Origin of the sequence: Streptomyces sp. NPDC058678 (assembly GCF_042714835.1) — a bacterium.
In the GTDB taxonomy this organism is placed as follows: Bacteria; Actinomycetota; Actinomycetes; order Streptomycetales; family Streptomycetaceae; genus Streptomyces.
In genome coordinates this window covers 30,753-47,709 of record NZ_JBHXSG010000015.1, presented here as the reverse complement: position 1 = coordinate 47,709, position 16,957 = coordinate 30,753, and the positions used below count along the sequence as shown (strand labels likewise).

Sequence of the window (16,957 nt, the reverse complement as noted above, 5' to 3'; positions counted from 1 at the left end):
CGGATCGGGCCGGTCAGGTTGAGGGTGCCCGTGAGGCGGATGTCGGTGCGGGATGCGCCGAGTATGACGGTGCTGTCACCGGGTTCGACGATGTGGTGCGGTCGGGCCCTGTGCAGGCGAGGCGGTCGGCGCGCACGCGGAAGGTGACCTTGCGCTGTTCGCCGGCCGGACGCGGGCCTGTGCGGTCAACTGCACCGTGACGACAGGGGAGTTGGGGCGCCGGGTCCTCCCGCAGAGTCGCCGTGCTGCGTCGTTCAGTCGGGGGGCTCTGTGGAGTCGGCCGGTGCGGGGTCGTCGGCCGGTGCGGGTCGCTCGATGTCGTCGTTGGTGGCGGCCCAGCTGGCCAGCAGGTTCAGGGCGTCCTGTGAGGGTGAGGCGGGGTCGGGGGTGTAGGTGAGGAGGAACTGGCTGGGGTCGGTGCCGAGGGGGAAGGTTTCGAAGGGCAGGTCGAGGTCGCCGACGAGTGGGTGGTGCAGGCGTTTGACGCCGGTGGTGTGGATCCGGACGTTGTGGGCGGCCCAGCGGTGGCGGAAGTCGTCGCTGCGGGTGGACAGTTCGCCGATCAGGTCGGTCAGGCGCCGGTCGTAGAGATCGCGGCCGGCCTCGGCGCGCAGCATGGCGACGGTGTCGTTCGCGACCTGGTCCCAGTCACGGAAGAACTGGGGTGCGTGGGGGCTGAGGAAGATGAACCGGGCGTTGTTGGGTGGTCGCGCGGGGTCGGCGTAGACCGGGGAGAACAGGGCACGCCCCAGGGGGTTGGCGGCCAGGATGTCGCCGCGTCCGCTGAGGACGAAGGCGGGTGTGCCGGTCATGGAGTCCAGGACGCGTTGCACCGCGGGCCGTACGCGCTGCTGGGCGGGCCGGCGGCGTGGTGGGCGGGTGGTGCCGGCGCCGCGCAGGAGGTCGAGCAGGTGGATGCGTTCGGCTTCGTCGAGCTGGAGTGCTTGCGCGATGCTTTCGATGACGCTCTCGGAGACGCCGGTGGCGTTGCCGCGCTCCAGGCGGGTGTAGTACTCGCTGGAGATGCCGGCGAGGAGGGCGACCTCCTCGCGGCGCAGCCCGGTGACCCGTCGGCGTTCTCCGCCGTAGGCGGGCAGTCCGGCCTGCTCGGGGGTGACCCTGGCCCGTCGCGTGCCCAGGAATTCGCGGATCTCCGCGCGGAAGTCGTCACGGATGTCGCGGTTGATGCCATGTGGGTCGTTTCTGCCTGCCATGCGTTCCACTGTACGAGCGCTTCCCGCCGGGTTGGGGGTCCCTGTCAGTGACCCCCTCAGCAGGGACTCCCACACTGCCGCGACAACCGGTTCTGTTGGTGATGCACCGCCCCACGACGGTGTGACCGGCCCGGATACGGCGGCGCTCCAGCCGCCCGCCGCCAGCCACCTCCGCGGCACCCCCGGCGCCGCACGCATCATCACCGCACACACCGGGTGCCGGATCACGGCTCCTGAAAGGAAAGCCCCATGAGCAAGGTCATTCTCGTCACCGGTGCCGGCCGCGGTCTGGGCACGGACATCGCCCGCGAGGCCCTCGCCGCCGGCCACCAGGTCGTCGCGACGGGCCGCCGCCCCGACGAGGTCGAGAAGACCTTGGGCGGACCACAGGACAACCTGCTGGTCACTACCCTGGACGTGACCAGCATCGAGGACGCCGAGGCCGCCGCGCAGGCCGCCGTCGACCGCTTCGGCCGCATCGACGTCCTGATCAACAACGCAGGTAACCTGTTCACCGGCTACTTCGAGGAGATCTCGCCCGCGCAGATGCGCCGGCAGTTCGAGACCAACCTCTTCGGCCCGATGAACGTCACCCGCGCCGTCCTGCCGATCATGCGAGCGCAGCGCGCGGGCCACGTCATCACGATCTCCTCAGCCGCCGGCCTGGTCGGCATGGAGTTCACCTCCGCCTATGCCGCCTCCAAGTTCGCGGTGGAGGGCTGGATGGAGTCCCTGCGCTACGACGTCGAGCCGTACAACATCCACACCACCGTCGTGGAGCCCGGCTACTTCCGCACCGAACTCCTCGTGGACGGCTCCACCACCTGGCCCGAGCTGTCCATCGACGACTACGCCCCGCGCACCGCCCCGAGGGTCGAGGGCATGAAGAGCATGAACGGCAAGCAGCCCGGAGACCCCGCCAAGCTCGCCCGCGCCTTGCTGGCCGTCGCAGGCCAGGAGGAGCCGCTGCAGCGCTTCGTCGCCGGCGCGGACGCCATCGAGGTTGCCGAGGCCAAGGCCCAGGAACTGCTGGCCCAGGCCGAGGCCTCCCGCGAACTGGGCGGCAGCCTGACGTACGACGACGTCCCCGCCTGAGCAACGCGACACAGCCGGGTGCACCACGGCAGTTGACCCGCTACCCGGCAGACAAACCGCGCCTGACGGCCGCTACTACACGGAGTACCTGATGAAGCACGTATCCCTGGGCGGGCTCGATGTCTCCCGCATCGGCCTGGGAGCCATGACCATGGCCGGCGTCTACACCACCGGCGGGGGACTCGACGACGCCGAGTCGATCCGCACCATCCACCGGGCGCTCGACCTCGGGGTCACCCACATCGACACCGCCGAGATCTACGGCCCCTTCCACAGCGAGGAACTCGTCGGCAAGGCCGTCAAGGGCCGGCGCGACGACGTCGTCATCGCGACGAAGTTCGGACTTGTCTCCCACGCCGGCGACGGCCCCGGCGTCATCGACAGCAGCCCCGGCAACGTGAAGACCGCCGTCGAAGGCTCCCTCCTGCGGCTCGGCACCGACCACATCGACCTCTACTACCAGCACCGCGTCGACCCGAACACGCCCATCGAGGAGACCATCGGCGCGCTGGCCGAGCTGGTCACCGAGGGCAAGGTCCGCCACATCGGGCTCTCCGAAGCCGGCACGGACACGATCCGCCGGGCACACGCAGTGCATCCGGTGGCCGCGCTGCAGACCGAATACTCGCTGTGGACCCGCGACGTGGAGGCCGAAATCCTTCCGCTGCTGCGCGAGTTGGGCATCGGCTTCGTGCCCTACTCCCCGCTCGGCCACGGCCTGCTGACCGGGCAGATCCGCACCGTCGACGACTTCGCCGACGACGACTGGCGCAAGACCAACCCGCGCTTCACCGGCGAGAACTTCCAGCGCAACCTCCGCATCGTCGACGAGGTGCGGGCCATCGGCGCCGAGATCGGAGCCACCCCCGCACAGACCGCCCTGGCCTGGCTGCTCACCCGCGGCGACGACATCGCCCCCATCCCCGGAACCCGCCGCGTCACCCGCGTCGAAGAGAACACCGCCGCCGACAGCATCGAACTCAGCGCCGCCCAGCTCGACCGCCTCAACAACCTCACACCCGCCGCCGGCGAACGCCACGACGAGGCCAACATGGCCAGCATCGACAGCTGACCTGACACCCGGCGATTCCTCACCCGTCACACCCGACCAACCTGCGTCCACTCACCCACTTCACTGATCGCTGAAAAGGTTCCTCTCCATGTCCAAGGTTCTCCTTGTCGTAGGCCACCCCGACCTGTCCCAGTCGAAGGCCAACGCGGCACTCGTGGACGCCGTCCGCGATCTGCCCCATGTCACCGTGCACGACCTCTACGCCACCTACCCCGACTTCCGGATCGACGTCGCCGCGGAGCAGGCGCTGCTGGCCGAGCACGATGTGATCGTCTTCCAGCACCCGGTGTTCTGGTACAACACGACCCCGTTGTTCAAGCAGTGGCAGGACAAGGTCTTCACCCTTGGCTGGGCCTTCACCATGGACGGCTCCGCCTCGCGGCTGGCCGGCAAGAAGGCCGTCGTCGCCGTCACCACCGGTGTCCCCGCCGAGCACTACACCCCCGAAGGCTCGAACCAGGCCACCATCGAGACCCTCCTCAGCAACTGGCACGCGACCCTGCGGCTGTGCCAGTTCGACATCCAGCAGCCGATGGTCAAGGTGCACGGCACCGCCTTCGGCCTCTCCGACGAGGACCTGGCCACCTCCGCCAAGCAGTACAACGAACTGCTCGCCTCCTACGCCGCCGCCTGACCGCGCCCTCACGACCACCGCCCGGGAGGAGCCGTGAGCATCCCTACATCGGCTCCCCCGCCGGGTGACCCCTGCGCTGACGGTGGGACGCGTGGACGGTTGTCCTGGCCGCGGGTCCCCCTCACCCTCGGCCCTGTCTGACAATGCGGACGGCAGGGGGCCGACGGCACACCTACCGATCCCAGGTCGGGAAGACGTGGAGTTTCGCGATTGATGCGCCGGTTCGCATGCCCCGGGCCCAGAGCGGTCGGTGCTGTGATGATCTGTTGCCTCGCGTCGGCCGGCCGGATCGAAAGGGATGGCCGGCCCGACCCGAACCTGGGATCGGTAGGAGTCCCGGCAGCGACAGCCTCGCCGCATGGACCTGCAGAAGATGCTCGGGCTGTGGTGGACGGTGCCCGCGGGGCTGGCGTTGGTGGGTTATGCGTGTTCGCTTGCCGGGCTGACCCGGCCGCAGCAGGCGGTGTGGGTGACGGCTCGGGTCGTGGAGGTGGATCCGCCGGGACACGGTGGGTCGGGGAAGCACGGGATACCGGTGACGATCGTGTACCAGGACCCCGGCACCGGGCGGGAGTTCAGGCTGCGGCACGAGAACAAGCGTGGCGGCCGGGTGCAAGTGGCCTGGGTGGGGCAGGAGTTCCCGGTTCGGTTTCCGCGGCGGCGGCCGGAGCGGTTCTCTCTCTTGCTGGACAGCGAGGGGCGGACCTCCGGGGTCGGCGGGTCGAACTGCATGGTGATCCTGCTGGTGTTGGGACTGGTCGTCCAGTCGTTCTTCGCGTGGGGCTGGCAGTGGGGGCTGATCTGCGTCGGTGGCCTGCTGCTCCTCGTCGTCGCGCTGAGCCGGGACGGCGAGTACGCCCGCGCCCGCGCCGCTCAACTGGCCGAGGGCGTCACCGTCCAGGGCCGCGTGGTCGCCGTCACCAGGGACGTCCACTCCGACGCCGAAGGCGGCGAGAGCGTCAGCCACGCCTCCGTCGTCGCCTTCACCACCCACGAGGGCGTCGAGGTCACCGCGCTGTGCGCGCAGGGCATCCGGGACATCGCCAAGTCCCTCGGCCGTGACATCCCCCTCCGTTACGCGCCCGCCGACCCGTCCCTCCTCACCGCCGACCCCGACCACGAACGCCATGAGCGCACGTCGAACATCAGGTTCATCGCCACCCTGCTGGTCACCGGGATCGCCGCGATCGGGATGGGCGGTTACTGCCTCCACCACTCCTGGCCCTTCACCTGACGATGCAGGTCAGGGCCGCCCAGAGGAGGGGTGAGTGCTCGATCCGGCCGTCACCGCGCCACTGGTCGAGCTGCTGTCGCTGCCAGGCACCGAGATGGCGGACCGGGTCGTGGTCCTCGTGGGCCGCGTCCACGGCGACCACCGCCTCCGTGAGTGGCCGTACGGACTCCGGCAGACCGGCCAGGCGGTGGAAGGCGAAGCTGGTGGGGAGCACCCAGCGGGTGGCGGTGACCAGTTGGGCGCCGTTGTGGATCATCTCCGTCGCCAGGCCGAAGGACTCGGCGAAGCGGAGATCGCCCCCGCTCTCGCAGGCGATCAGCGCGACGCGCGGCGGTGCGGGCCAGAGTTGAGCACCCGGCACGCCGTCCGCGTGCAGCGGGAGCGTGCCCAGGAGAAGGTCCTTGGCGGACAACGGGCGGTGGGTGCGCACCGGTTCGGTCATCCCCGTGGTCTCCGGGCCGCAGCACAGGTGGAGGGTGACGTCCTCGCTCTGCCCGCCCTCGACGGGGGCGCCGCTGACGTGACCGACGTACATCAGGCGACTGGCACCCTTGCGCAGCGCCTCGCCCAGCCAGTCGCGGTCGAGGTCGGTGCGGCGGAAGGCCTCGGCGGGGGTGGCGACGGGGGCGCGGTACGGCCGCCCGTCTCCGCCGACATCACGATCTTCGGTGGCGGTGCGACCCGCAGGCCGACGGAGGCGGCGGCCTCGGCCGCGATGCCGCCCAGCGTCAGGGGAGCGTCGTCATAGGGGGCGTACGTCTTCATGGCGGCGTCCGGGAAGACCGCCGCCGCCTTGTCAGCGGTGGACGTACGACTCAGCGCCAGGGAGGCGCCCGCGCACCGGTGTTCCACCAGCTCGAAGATCAGCCCCTGGTCGTTGCTGCGGAGGGCCAGGCGGAAGACCAACTGCATTGCCTCGTCGGTCAGTTACTCTTCGAACGGCTCTTCACCGTGCTCCAGGCGCCGACCCACCGCGAGCAACTGCCGACCGTGCCGGAGCTCGTCCGGTGGGAGGTCGACCGCAGCTGCGCCCCGCTCGGCCTGTACGACGAGAGCCTGCGCGTCACCGTCGTGCTCGGCGGCCGACTCGCGGTGGGCCTCGATCCGCTGGGTGCCGGGACCTCCGTGGCGGGATCGACGGCGGCACACCGCATCGTCAACAGCCGCTGGCAGCGGGAGGCTTCGGTCCTCCGAGCCCGCAGGATGACCGTCTTCCCCCGCCCCGACCCGGACGGCGGTGTGCTGAACGCCCTCGCCCAGGACCTGCGCACCCCATGGGCCGCTTACATGCGGCGCCTTTGGGTACGGCTGCACGGGCGCGACGTGCCCGGACCATGGCGTCGAAGGCCGGCGAGTCAGCCCCCGCCGCAAGCACCGCTGGAAATACAGGTCCTGGGGGTTGCCCGCCACGATCCCCAGTGCCCGGCGGGTCTTCTTCAGCAGCGTGAACCACCGTGCCGTCCCTTCCAGAACCGCACCGGACTCCCGTATCAGCGCGTCGAGTTGCTCCGCCTCCCGCGCGTCGAGGAAGTCGGCGGCGAACTCAGGACGCAGCGCGGGCCGGACGATCAGTGGCAGCACGATCAGCTTGACCGTCCGGGTCAGCGGCGCGCCACCGGGCCCGCTCAGCGCCTGGGGACCCGGCCCGAGGCCGCGCCAAGCCCCGTCGATGACCATGGCGCGCGGACGGCGCTCGCCGGTCGACGGCTGGCTCGGGGACGGCATGGGCAGAGCGTACGTCCTGGGGGAACTGGCGGTCGAACCTGGGATCGGTAGGCGCTGCCCGCCTCCTAACGTCCACACCACCAGGCAGAACGGACCGGAAGGGCAGGCACAGCATGGGAATCTTCGGCAAGGGCAAGAGCCGCGAGGAGAAGGCAGCCAAGATCGCGGAGCAGGTGGCCGGCGGCAAGGGTTTCTACGGCCGTATGACGCGCGCGACGCTCGGCGGCGAGGACTACGCCAAGCTCCAGCAGTCGATCGGCGCGTACAACTCCGGTGCCACTGTGCGGCAGTTGCTCGCCATGGGCGTACCGACGATCCCCGCCGTCGTCGTGTCGATCACCGACACCGGCAAGCTGGTCAACTTCGACCCGGTCGTCGACCTGGTCCTCCAGCTGGCCGGGGTCACCGCCGACCCGTTCACGCTCCAGACCATCGTTTCGAAACTGCGCATCCCCCGCGCCGGTGATCAGGTACTACTGATCGCGGACCCCGCCAACCCCGGCGGTTACCTCTACGCGGGAGACGGAGCGAGGCCGTGACGACACCGCCGTACGAGGTGTTGGCGAACGACACCACCCTGCTCACCTTCGACGGCCGGGTGCTGGAGTTGTTCGGCTTTGGCGACGCGCACCGCCTGCACATCCGGCAGGAACCCCGGCTGGAGTTCGGCACCGGCCGCAAGCCCAGGTTGGAGACCGTCATCGGGCAGCCGGGAGTGCCCCGCCACTCCTTGCCCTACGACCCGGAGCGCCTCGACGCCCTGCGCGCCTGCGCGCCTGCGCGCCTTCGCGGCGCAGCCGGCGCGGGGCGTGGCCGAGAGACCGCGACTCTGAGGTGACCGACGGGGAGAACGGCCCCACGCCGACACAGGTGTCGAAGGTCGGTCCCTGGGCGGCCGCCTGGATATACCTCTTTCTCATGACACTTGGGCTGTTGGGACCGTTCCTGATGGTCCTCGGCGTCTTCGCCGGTCAGGGCCTGGTGATCACCGGCATGGTATGCACGGTGGTCCTCGTTCCCCTGGGCTTCGCGGTGGGGCTCACCGTCGCCGCCGAACGGAGGCACAACCGGCGGCTCGACGCCTTCGGGGTTCCGGCGACCGCGGAGATCACCGAGCTGACCGAATGGGACACCGGGGACGACGGCGGTGCCGTGGTCGTCCTGCGGGTCAGCGGGCTGGGCTTCCGGACGTTCGAGGCCACCTGGAAGCGCTCGCAGCATCCCGCCCTGCGTGTGGGGCTCCGCCTCGACGCCGTGGTCGACCCGTCCGGGAACCTGTTCCGTGTCGTGCTGTGACCAAGCCGACGGACACCACAAGGTGTCCCAACTCCTGTGGGAGGCCTACCGGATGGCCGATCTCCTCCAAGCCCCGTCACGGCTGGGGCGCTGTGTAGCACGTGGCCCCGTGGCCTGAGCCAGGTGTCACGCATGCCTTCATGTCGGGGCCCTGCCCGGGCACGGCGGCCAGGTCGGTGCAGATGAACGGGTCGGTGTTGTCGGGGTGCGCGACGGTGACGTGCTGGGTGGGCTGGCCCGGGACAGTGAAGGTGAGGGCGTCCCCGGGAGACGCGTTCTGTATCCGGGCTCCCCCTCCGCGCCTGATGTACGAGTAGCGCGGCTTGACCTCCCGACCGCACGGCACGTGCCGGCAGAGCCAAGGGGGTGTCGCCCCGGGATACGGCTCCAGCGGTTCCAGGCCTGCCGAGCGCATCAACGCCACCGCCTCCTCTGGAGGAATCGGCGCCGTGCCGGAGCAGTAGAGGCAGCCGCCCTGCCTGCCCGCAGCAATGTTGCCCAGCCGCGGTGTCACTTCTCTCCCACACGCTTCATGGCGGCAACGCCAGGGCTTATCACTTCCACATCGGGTGGCTATCGTGTCGGGTTGCCTGGAGCGCAACGATGCCTCCAGGCAACCGACTTCAGGCTCTAGAAGAACCCAAGTTTCTTCGGACTGTATGAAACAAGAACGTTCTTCGTCTGCTGGTAGTGATCCAGCATCATCTTGTGCGTCTCGCGTCCGATCCCGGACTGCTTGTAGCCGCCGAACGCGGCATGCGCCGGGTACGCGTGATAGCAGTTCGTCCAGACACGACCCGCCTGGATCGCCCGGCCGGCGCGGTACGCCGTGTTGATGTCCCGTGTCCATACGCCCGCACCGAGGCCGTACAGCGTGTCGTTGGCGATTTTCACCGCGTCGTCGAAGTCGTCGAAGGACGTCACCGAGGCCACCGGTCCGAAGATCTCCTCCTGGAAGATCCGCATGCGGTTGTCGCCCTCGAAGATCGTCGGCTGGACGTAGTAACCGCCCTTCAACTCGCCGTCGTACTCGACGCGTTCCCCACCCGTGAGGACCCTCGCACCCTCCTGCCGGCCGATGTCCAGATAGGAAAGGATCTTCTCCAGCTGGTCGTTGGACGCCTGGGCGCCGATCATCGTGTCCGTGTCGAGGGGATGGCCCGGCTTGATCAGCTCGGTGCGGGCGACGGCCGCCTCCAGGAACTCGGCGTAGTGGCCGCGCTGGACGAGGGCCCTTGACGGGCAGGTGCACACCTCGCCCTGGTTGAGGGCGAACATCGTGAAGCCTTCGAGCGCCTTGTCGCGGAAGTCGTCGTCCTTCGCCCAGACGTCGTCGAAGAAGATGTTGGGCGACTTGCCGCCGAGCTCCAGGGTGACCGGTTTGATGTTCTCCGAGGCGTACTGCATGATCAGCCGCCCCGTCGTGGTCTCGCCCGTGAACGCCACCTTCGCGACCCGCGGACTGGACGCGAGCGGCTTGCCCGCCTCGGCGCCGAAGCCGTTGACGATGTTCACCACGCCCGGCGGAAGAAGGTCGGCGATCAGGCTCATCCAGTAGTGGAGGGAGGCCGGGGTCTGCTCGGCGGGTTTGATGACGACCGCGTTGCCCGCCGCGAGGGCGGGCGCCAGCTTCCACGTCGCCATCAGGATGGGGAAGTTCCACGGGATGATCTGCGCGACGACGCCGAGCGGCTCATGGAAGTGGTACGCCACGGTGTCGTCGTCGAGCTCGCCCAGCGAACCCTCCTGGGCCCGGATCGCGCCCGCGAAGTAGCGGAAGTGGTCGATGGCGAGCGGGATGTCGGCCGCCAGCGTCTCCCGCACCGGCTTGCCGTTCTCCCAGCTCTCGGCGACGGCCAGGGGTTCGAGGTGGGCTTCCATTCGGTCGGCGATCTTCAGCAGGATGCCGGAACGCTCGGTCACCGAGGTGCGACCCCAGCCGGGCGCCGCCGCGTGCGCCGCGTCCAAGGCCCGTTCCACGTCCTCCGCCGTGCCGCGGGCGACCTCCGTGAACGGCTGCCCGTTCACCGGCGACGGGTTCTCGAAGTACTGTCCGCGGGCCGGCGGCACGTACTCGCCCCCGATGAAGTGGTCGTAGCGCGCCTGGTAGGAGACGATCGCGCCCTCGGTCCCGGGCGCCGCGTAACGGGTCATGCTGCCGGCCTCCTTCAGAAGCGCTGCCCGCCGTTGGGCAGCTCTCGGCGCGAGGCTAGGAAGCGGGAGGTTGCAGGTACGTTGCGTGAACCAGGGGCCGGGTACGCGGGGCACGGCCGGCCCCGGCACCGGCAGCCGAAGCACCCTCGGTCAACGCCCGGACGAACGTGCCCATCCCGTGGGCGCCGCCAGCTCCGACTCCAGCCCGATGAGGCGGGCCCGGATCGTCGCCGTCGGTCGTACCGCGGCGAGTGCCCGCCATACGTCGACGTCGTCCTCGCCCCAGGGCGCGTGCGCCCAGTCCGTCAGCAGGTCGGGATCGCGGCGGGCGACCAGCGCCGTACGCAGTCCGTCGGCGAGGCGGCGCCTGAGCCTGACCACCGACGGGGCCCGGGAGCCCGGCAGCAGCGGACCCGCGTACGCGGTCGCCGCCGCCGCGACGGCGCCGGTCTCCAACCGCCGCTCCACGGCCGCGACATCGGACTCGACCGGCACGGTGAGCCGGTACGGGCGTGACGCGAGCAGACCGGGGCCGAGCACCCGGCGCAGCCGCGCCAGCTCGGCGCGCAGCGTCACCGGTGTCACCGACTCGTCCTCGTACAGCGCGCACAGCAGCTCGTCGCCGGTCAGACCCTCCGGACGGCGGGCCAGCAGCACCACGATCTCGCTGTGCCGACGGCTGAGCCTGATCCGGCGGCCGGCGGTGAGCAACAGCGCCTCGTCGCGGCCCAGCGCGGTCAGCTCGGCCGTGCCGGTGGCGGGCCCCTCGGGTGCGAGCAGCGCCAGGTGGGACTCGGCGGCCCGCGCGACGGCCTGCACGAACCCCAGGCTGTGCGGATGCGCGAGCCCGTCCCCGCCCGTGATGTCCACCGCACCGAGCACCCGCCCGGAACGCGGATCGTGCACCGGTGCCGCCGCGCACGTCCAGGGCTGCACCCGACGGATGAAGTGCTCGGCCGCGAACACCTGCACCGGCCGGTCGAGGGCGACCGCCGTACCCGGCGCGTTCGTGCCGACCGCCGTCTCCGCCCACCGCGCACCCGGCACGAAGTTCATCCGCCCCGCCTGTGCGCGAGTGGCCGGATGACCCTCCACCCACAGCAGCCTGCCGTGCGCGTCGCACACCGCGAGCAGGTGCTCGCCGTCGGAGGCGAACGTGCCCAGCAACTCACGGAACAGCGGCATCACCCGCGCCAGCGGATGGTCCGCACGGTAGGCACCGAGGTCACCGTCCATCAATTCCACGCTCGCGGTGCCCTCGGGCCCGACGCCGGCCCGCGCGGAACGCCGCCACGAGTCGGCCACCACCGGTCGCACCGGCCGCGGCACCGTGCCGGCCTCGGTGAACGTCTCATGCGCGCGACGCAGCATCCGCACGCGCTCGGCGGGGTCGGCCCCCGGCTCGAGGGCCACCCAGGGATCGGACAACTCGGCCTCCCTGAAGGGCGATGCGCTCGGGGACATCGTCACTCCGGGTGCGCGCCCGGACAACCGTTTCGACCGTGCTTCCCCGAAAGGCAGCCCCGCCGCTCCCAGCAGGCGAAGTCGACCAGCCGTATGCGGCGCGTCCAGTCCGGGTCGGGCCCGGACCGGTGCAAGCGCACACCATGCCTCGGTGGACGAGGCCGCGACTGGGGAGAACTCGCTCACCCGCCGCCTGAAGTCGGCCCGGAATCAGGCCCGTTCGGCCACGGCCGCCGGGTCGTCGAGGACGCCCCGCACCACCGAGTGCGCGGCCCCCAGCAACGGTCCCTCGGAACCCAGCCGCGACACGGACACCGGACACGCCGGTCCCGCCGTGCGCCGGGCCAGCTCCTCCCGCAGGGACGGCAGCAGCCACGGCGCGAGGCCGGCCAGCGCACCGCCGAGCACGACACTCACCGGGTCCAGCAGGTTGACCGCCCCGGTCAGCGCGATACCGAGTGCCTCTCCCGCGTCCCGCAGCGCACGCCGTACGTTCTCGTCACCGTCCGCCGCGCGCCCCGCGAGCAGCCCGACGCGATCCTCGCCCGGCTCCAGACCGGCCGCCCGCAGGACCGCCTCCTCGCCGGCGTACTGCTCCAGACACCCTCGTCCGCCGCACGGACAGTCCGGGCCGTCCGGCCGGACCGGCACATGCCCGAGCTCGCCCGCGAAACCGCGCGTTCCGTGCAACAGCCGCCCGTCCACCACGACCGCCGCGCCGATACCGATCTCCGCCGACACGTGCAGGAAGTCGTGCGGAGTGCCGTCGCCGAGCCAGAGTTCGGCCAGCGCGCCGAAGTTGGCCTCATTGCCCACGGCCAGCGGGAACTCGGACGGCAGCAGGGCGCCGAGGTCCGTGTCGTGCCAGTCGAGGTTCGGGGCGCGTACGACGGTGCGGGCGTCGCGCGCCACCAGCCCGGGCACGGCCACGGCTAGCCCCGCGGGCCACAGACCCTCGCGCTCCGCCTCGCCGACCACCGCGCGGACCAGCCCGGCGAGCTCCTCGACCACCGGACCGGGGGCGCGGCCCCGGTTCGCGCCGTACCGCACGGCCCTGGACCGCACCTCCCCGCGCAGGTCGACCGCGCAGACCGCGAGGTGGTCGACGCCGATCTCGGCCCCGATCCCGGCGGGCCCGCGTCCGCTGACGGCGAGCGCCGATCCCGGTCGGCCCACCCGGCCGGGCCGCTCGGGGCCCAGTTCCTCCAGCAGTCCGGAGCGTATGAGCTCGTCGACGAGGGTCGACACCGCGGCGCGGGTCAGGCGGATGCGCGAGGCGACGCCGGCACGGGACAGGGGCCCCTCGGCACGGACGGTGTGCATCACCCGGGCGAGGTTGCGGCGGCGCATGCCCTGCTGGGTGTCGGGCAGGGCACGGCCGGGACCGGCCGGGTGGGCCTCGTGCGGCGGTGCGGTCATGCCTCCGTCCGTCCTTGGTCGGTGTCTTCGACGGTCACCCGCGGGTGGGGCGGCCGATGGCCACGAGAAGGGCGCCTGCCCGTCACAAGGGCGCCCTCAGTGGTCTCCCGTCCCCCGCTCCAGCAGCGGCGCCGCGTCGGAGAGTACCCCGGCGATCCTGGCCAGTGCCGCCTCGTCCCGCTCGACGGCGTCCAGCACCGGCCCGGCGGCCGTGTTCCAGCGCCGGGCGACCGCGGCCGGGTCCTCGCCGGTCAGCAGGCCGGCCGCCTGAGCCGCCGCGCCGAGCGCCACCAGCTCCTTGGCCTCGGGCACCTGCACCGGGCGCCCGGACAGTCGCCGTACGGTGTCCTGCCAGGCCTTGCCCCGGGCGCCGCCGCCGATCAGCAGCAGCGGGGCCGAGCGGTCCGCGTCCTCGTCGAGGACCAGGTCGAGTGCGCCGAGCAACGAGTGCACGGCACCGTCGTACGCGGCCTGCAGGAGCTGTCCGCCGGTCGTGTCGTGGCGCAGCCCGTGCAGCAGCCCCGAGGCGTTGGGCAAGGCGGGCGTGCGCTCGCCGTCCAGGTAGGGGAGGAGGGTGACGCCGGTGGTGGGTTCGACGGCCTCGCGGTCGAGGCCCAGCAGGGTCGCGACACGGTCCACGGCGAGGGTGCAGTTCAGGGTGCAGGCCAGCGGCAGCCAGTCCCCGTGGGCGTCGGCGAAGCCCGCCACGGTGCCGGTCGGGTCCGCGGGGCGGCGCTTCGACACGGCGTACACCGTGCCCGAGGTGCCGAGGCTCATCACCGGCGTACCGGGCCGCAGGCCCAGGCCCAGCGCGGCCGCCGCGTTGTCGCCGGTGCCGGGAGCAACCAGGGTGCCCTTGGAGAACGGCAGGTCGTGGCCGTCGCGCAGGGTGCCGGCCACCTCACCGGGCCGGACCACCCGGGGCAGCAGGGCGGCATCGAGCCCCACGTGGGCGAGGATCTCCTGGTCGTACGACTCCGTACCCGACGCCCACCAGCCGGTCCCGGAGGCGTCGCCGCGGTCGGTGGTGCCCTGCCCCGTGAGGCGCTCGGTGAGGTAGTCGTGGGGGAGACGTACGGCCTTGGTCGCCCGGACGGCCTCCGGCTCGTGCTCGGCCAGCCACGCCCACTTCGTCACCGTGAAGGAGGCGGCCGGCACGGACCCGGTGCGCTCGGCCCAGAACTTCGCGCCGCCCAGCTCCTCGGTCAGCCGCCGGGCCTGGGGCGCCGAGCGCACGTCGTTCCACAGCAGGGCCGGGCGGACCGGCTCGCCCCGCGCGTCCAGTGTGACGAGCCCGTGCTGCTGCCCGCCGATGGACACCGCGGCCGCCTCGCGGGCCGCGTCCCCGCACTGGCGCAGGGCCTCGCACAGGGCGTCCCACCACTGGCGCGGGTCGCTCTCGCGCCCCGCCCCGGAGGACACGGTGTGCGGTGCCTGGCCGCTCGCGACGACCTGGCCGGTCGCCGCGTCGACGACCAGCGCCTTCGTGGACTGCGTGGACGTGTCCACGCCGACGACGAGCGGACCCTCGGCTGCTGACATCGGGCTCTCCCTAAATTTTTCCGCGGCTCTGCGGGGTCTGTCTTCCCAGAGATGCGTTCGCATACTAATTTGTAAACGGCCATGACGAAATAGTCTCAGCACGCAAGGAGCCGCGGCATGAACTACCAGCCCACCCCCGAGGACAGGTTCACCTTCGGCCTGTGGACCGTCGGCTGGCAGGGAAGGGACCCGTTCGGCGACGCCACGCGGCGTGCCCTCGACCCGGTCGAGACGGTGCAGCGCCTGGCCGAGCTCGGCGCCCACGGCGTGACCTTCCACGACGACGACCTGATTCCCTTCGGGTCCTCGGACACCGAGCGCGAGGCGCACATCAAGCGCTTCCGGGAGGCCCTCGACGCGACCGGCATGAAGGTGCCGATGGCCACCACCAACCTCTTCACGCACCCCGTCTTCAAGGACGGCGCGTTCACCGCGAACGACCGCGACGTGCGCCGCTACGCCCTGCGCAAGACGATCCGCAACATCGACCTGGCGGCCGAGCTGGGCGCCAAGACCTACGTCGCCTGGGGCGGACGCGAGGGCGCCGAGTCCGGTGCCGCCAAGGACGTGCGCGTCGCTCTCGACCGCATGAAGGAGGGCTTCGACCTCCTCGGCGAGTACGTGACCGAGCAGGGGTACGACCTGCGCTTCGCCATCGAGCCCAAGCCGAACGAGCCGCGCGGCGACATCCTGCTGCCCACGGTCGGCCACGCGCTGGCGTTCATCGAGCGCCTGGAGCGCCCCGAGCTGTACGGCGTCAACCCGGAGGTGGGCCACGAGCAGATGGCCGGCCTGAACTTCCCGCACGGCATCGCGCAGGCCCTGTGGGCGGGCAAGCTCTTCCACATCGACCTCAACGGCCAGTCCGGCATCAAGTACGACCAGGACCTGCGCTTCGGCGGCGGCGACCTGCGCGCGGCCTTCTGGCTGGTCGACCTTCTGGAGAGCGCCGGTTACGACGGCCCCCTGCACTTCGACTTCAAGCCGCCGCGGACCGAGGACCTCGACGGCGTGTGGGCGTCGGCCGCGGGCTGCATGCGCAACTACCTCATCCTCAAGGAGCGCACGGCCGCCTTCCGCGCCGACCCGGAGGTCCAGGAGGCCCTGCGCGCCTCGCGTCTGGACGAGCTGGCACAGCCCACCGCGGCTGACGGCCTGAAGTCCCTCCTCGCCGACCGCGGCGCCTTCGAGGACTTCGACGTGGAGTCGGCCGCCGCGCGTGGGATGGGCTTCGAGCGGCTCGACCAGCTGGCGATGGACCACCTGCTGGGGGCACGTGGCTGAACGCACGCGCGCGTGCCGTCGGCTTCTGAGAGACCTCGGCTCCTGAGGGACTTCGGTCCCTGCGGACCTCGGATTCTGAGTGACCTCGGCTCCTGAGGGACCTCGGCTCCTGAGGGACCTCGGATTCTGAGGGACCTCGGATTCTGAGCGATCCCGCGCGGAATGTTCCGGAATCATGCGGTCCAAGGCATGAGGCCGTATCAACTTCCGTGCGGGGGTCGCGCCGTGACGGGTTCGAAGCGACTCTGGACGGTATGGCCATGCCGCCCGTACCGCCTCAGCCGCCCGGGCCGCCGGGTGACACGCCGCCCCCGGGCGACGGTTTCGGACCGCCTCCCGAAGGCTTCGGCCACCACGGACCGACCCCGTACGGTGGCTCGGCTTCCTATGAGGGCTCCTCACACGGTGGTTTCTCGTCGACCCAGCCGATGACTCCCACGGGCGAACCGGTGGGGCCGCCCGGTGGCCCGGCAAGGCGCCGAAACCCGTTGTTCGCCATTCTGGCCGTGATCGCGGTCGCGGTGGCCGTCGCCGCGGTGGTCCTCATGGCGTCGGGCAACGACGACTCGCCGGACGAGAAGGCGCCCCCCGGGAGCGGCGCGAGCACGAGCGGCTCCGCCTCGCCGTCCTTCAGCCTTCCGACCGAGCTGCCCAGCCGTCTGCCGACCGAGCTGCCGTCGCAGTTCCCCACCGAACTGCCGAGCGACTTCCCGAGCGACTTCCCCAGCGATCTCGAATCGCTGTTCCCGTCACTCGGCGACGTCCTCCGCTAGCCGCAGTCCGACGTCAGCCGCAGTCCGACGTCAGCCGCAGTCCGACGTCGG

15 protein-coding genes and 1 pseudogene are annotated in these 16,957 nt (G+C 71.2%); 9 read left to right on the top strand and 7 right to left on the bottom strand.

Annotation, left to right across the window (positions count from 1 at the left end; genetic code table 11):
* Positions 1 to 254: 254 nt before the first annotated feature.
* A complete protein-coding gene (locus ACFWWR_RS16245; RefSeq protein ID WP_384303763.1) occupies positions 255 to 1,214 on the bottom strand; it encodes a helix-turn-helix domain-containing protein in 960 nt (319 codons plus the stop codon).
* Between the two features lie 249 nt (positions 1,215 to 1,463).
* Here ACFWWR_RS16245 and ACFWWR_RS16240 point away from each other — a divergent pair, with 249 nt between their 5' ends.
* The 4 genes from ACFWWR_RS16240 (at position 1,464) to ACFWWR_RS16225 (ending at position 5,249) form a co-directional block, all read left to right on the top strand.
* A complete protein-coding gene (locus ACFWWR_RS16240) occupies positions 1,464 to 2,309 on the top strand; it encodes an SDR family oxidoreductase (protein ID WP_384303760.1) in 846 nt (281 codons plus the stop codon).
* 91 nt (positions 2,310 to 2,400) lie between these two features.
* The gene (locus ACFWWR_RS16235; RefSeq protein WP_384303757.1) at positions 2,401 to 3,381 is read left to right on the top strand and encodes an aldo/keto reductase; all 981 of its coding nucleotides are present in this window, start codon (positions 2,401 to 2,403) and stop codon (positions 3,379 to 3,381) included.
* A gap of 88 nt (positions 3,382 to 3,469) precedes the next feature.
* Positions 3,470 to 4,015 carry an NAD(P)H-dependent oxidoreductase gene (locus tag ACFWWR_RS16230; RefSeq protein ID WP_383875803.1) on the top strand — a complete coding sequence of 182 codons (546 nt, stop codon included), beginning with the start codon at positions 3,470 to 3,472 and terminating at the stop codon, positions 4,013 to 4,015.
* Between the two features lie 358 nt (positions 4,016 to 4,373).
* Positions 4,374 to 5,249, top strand: a complete 876-nt coding sequence (locus ACFWWR_RS16225) for a DUF3592 domain-containing protein (protein WP_384303754.1) — start codon at positions 4,374 to 4,376, stop codon at positions 5,247 to 5,249.
* Here ACFWWR_RS16225 and ACFWWR_RS16220 read toward each other — a convergent pair.
* Positions 5,242 to 6,176 (bottom strand): annotated as a pseudogene (locus ACFWWR_RS16220) (hypothetical protein); the annotation flags it as partial. The gene ACFWWR_RS16225 and the pseudogene ACFWWR_RS16220 overlap by 8 nt on opposite strands.
* The gene (locus ACFWWR_RS16215; protein ID WP_384303751.1) at positions 6,177 to 6,974 is read right to left on the bottom strand and encodes a hypothetical protein; all 798 of its coding nucleotides are present in this window, start codon (positions 6,972 to 6,974) and stop codon (positions 6,177 to 6,179) included.
* A gap of 113 nt (positions 6,975 to 7,087) precedes the next feature.
* On the opposite strand from ACFWWR_RS16215, the gene ACFWWR_RS16210 reads away from it, so the two are divergent.
* The 3 genes from ACFWWR_RS16210 to ACFWWR_RS16200 all read left to right on the top strand — a co-directional run bounded on the left by ACFWWR_RS16210 (position 7,088) and on the right by ACFWWR_RS16200 (position 8,270).
* Positions 7,088 to 7,513: a hypothetical protein gene (locus ACFWWR_RS16210; protein WP_383875799.1), complete on the top strand. Its 426-nt coding sequence runs from the start codon at positions 7,088 to 7,090 to the stop codon at positions 7,511 to 7,513.
* Positions 7,510 to 7,812 carry a hypothetical protein gene (locus ACFWWR_RS16205; protein WP_384303748.1) on the top strand — a complete coding sequence of 101 codons (303 nt, stop codon included), beginning with the start codon at positions 7,510 to 7,512 and terminating at the stop codon, positions 7,810 to 7,812. The genes ACFWWR_RS16210 and ACFWWR_RS16205 overlap by 4 nt, the downstream gene beginning before the upstream one ends.
* Before the next feature lie 80 nt (positions 7,813 to 7,892).
* Positions 7,893 to 8,270, top strand: coding sequence for a hypothetical protein (locus ACFWWR_RS16200; protein ID WP_384303745.1), 378 nt, complete (start codon positions 7,893 to 7,895; stop codon positions 8,268 to 8,270).
* 630 nt (positions 8,271 to 8,900) lie between these two features.
* Here the strand turns inward: ACFWWR_RS16200 and ACFWWR_RS16195 are convergent.
* From ACFWWR_RS16195 to xylB, 4 genes are all read right to left on the bottom strand, one after another.
* Positions 8,901 to 10,424: an aldehyde dehydrogenase family protein gene (locus ACFWWR_RS16195; protein WP_383875796.1), complete on the bottom strand. Its 1,524-nt coding sequence runs from the start codon at positions 10,422 to 10,424 to the stop codon at positions 8,901 to 8,903.
* 150 nt (positions 10,425 to 10,574) lie between these two features.
* Positions 10,575 to 11,852 (bottom strand): GAF domain-containing protein, encoded by a 1,278-nt coding sequence (locus ACFWWR_RS16190; RefSeq protein ID WP_383875794.1) that lies wholly within the window; start codon positions 11,850 to 11,852, stop codon positions 10,575 to 10,577.
* Between the two features lie 246 nt (positions 11,853 to 12,098).
* Positions 12,099 to 13,307 carry an ROK family protein gene (locus ACFWWR_RS16185; RefSeq protein WP_383875793.1) on the bottom strand — a complete coding sequence of 403 codons (1,209 nt, stop codon included), beginning with the start codon at positions 13,305 to 13,307 and terminating at the stop codon, positions 12,099 to 12,101.
* 96 nt (positions 13,308 to 13,403) lie between these two features.
* Positions 13,404 to 14,849, bottom strand: a complete 1,446-nt coding sequence (xylB, locus tag ACFWWR_RS16180) for a xylulokinase (protein ID WP_383875791.1) — start codon at positions 14,847 to 14,849, stop codon at positions 13,404 to 13,406.
* Between the two features lie 117 nt (positions 14,850 to 14,966).
* Between xylB and xylA the strand changes: the two genes are divergently transcribed.
* Positions 14,967 to 16,133, top strand: a complete 1,167-nt coding sequence (gene xylA, locus ACFWWR_RS16175) for a xylose isomerase (RefSeq protein WP_383875790.1) — start codon at positions 14,967 to 14,969, stop codon at positions 16,131 to 16,133.
* Positions 16,134 to 16,621: 488 nt separating this feature from the next.
* The gene (locus tag ACFWWR_RS16170; protein WP_383875788.1) at positions 16,622 to 16,906 is read left to right on the top strand and encodes a hypothetical protein; all 285 of its coding nucleotides are present in this window, start codon (positions 16,622 to 16,624) and stop codon (positions 16,904 to 16,906) included.
* The last annotated feature ends 51 nt before the right edge of the window (positions 16,907 to 16,957 follow it).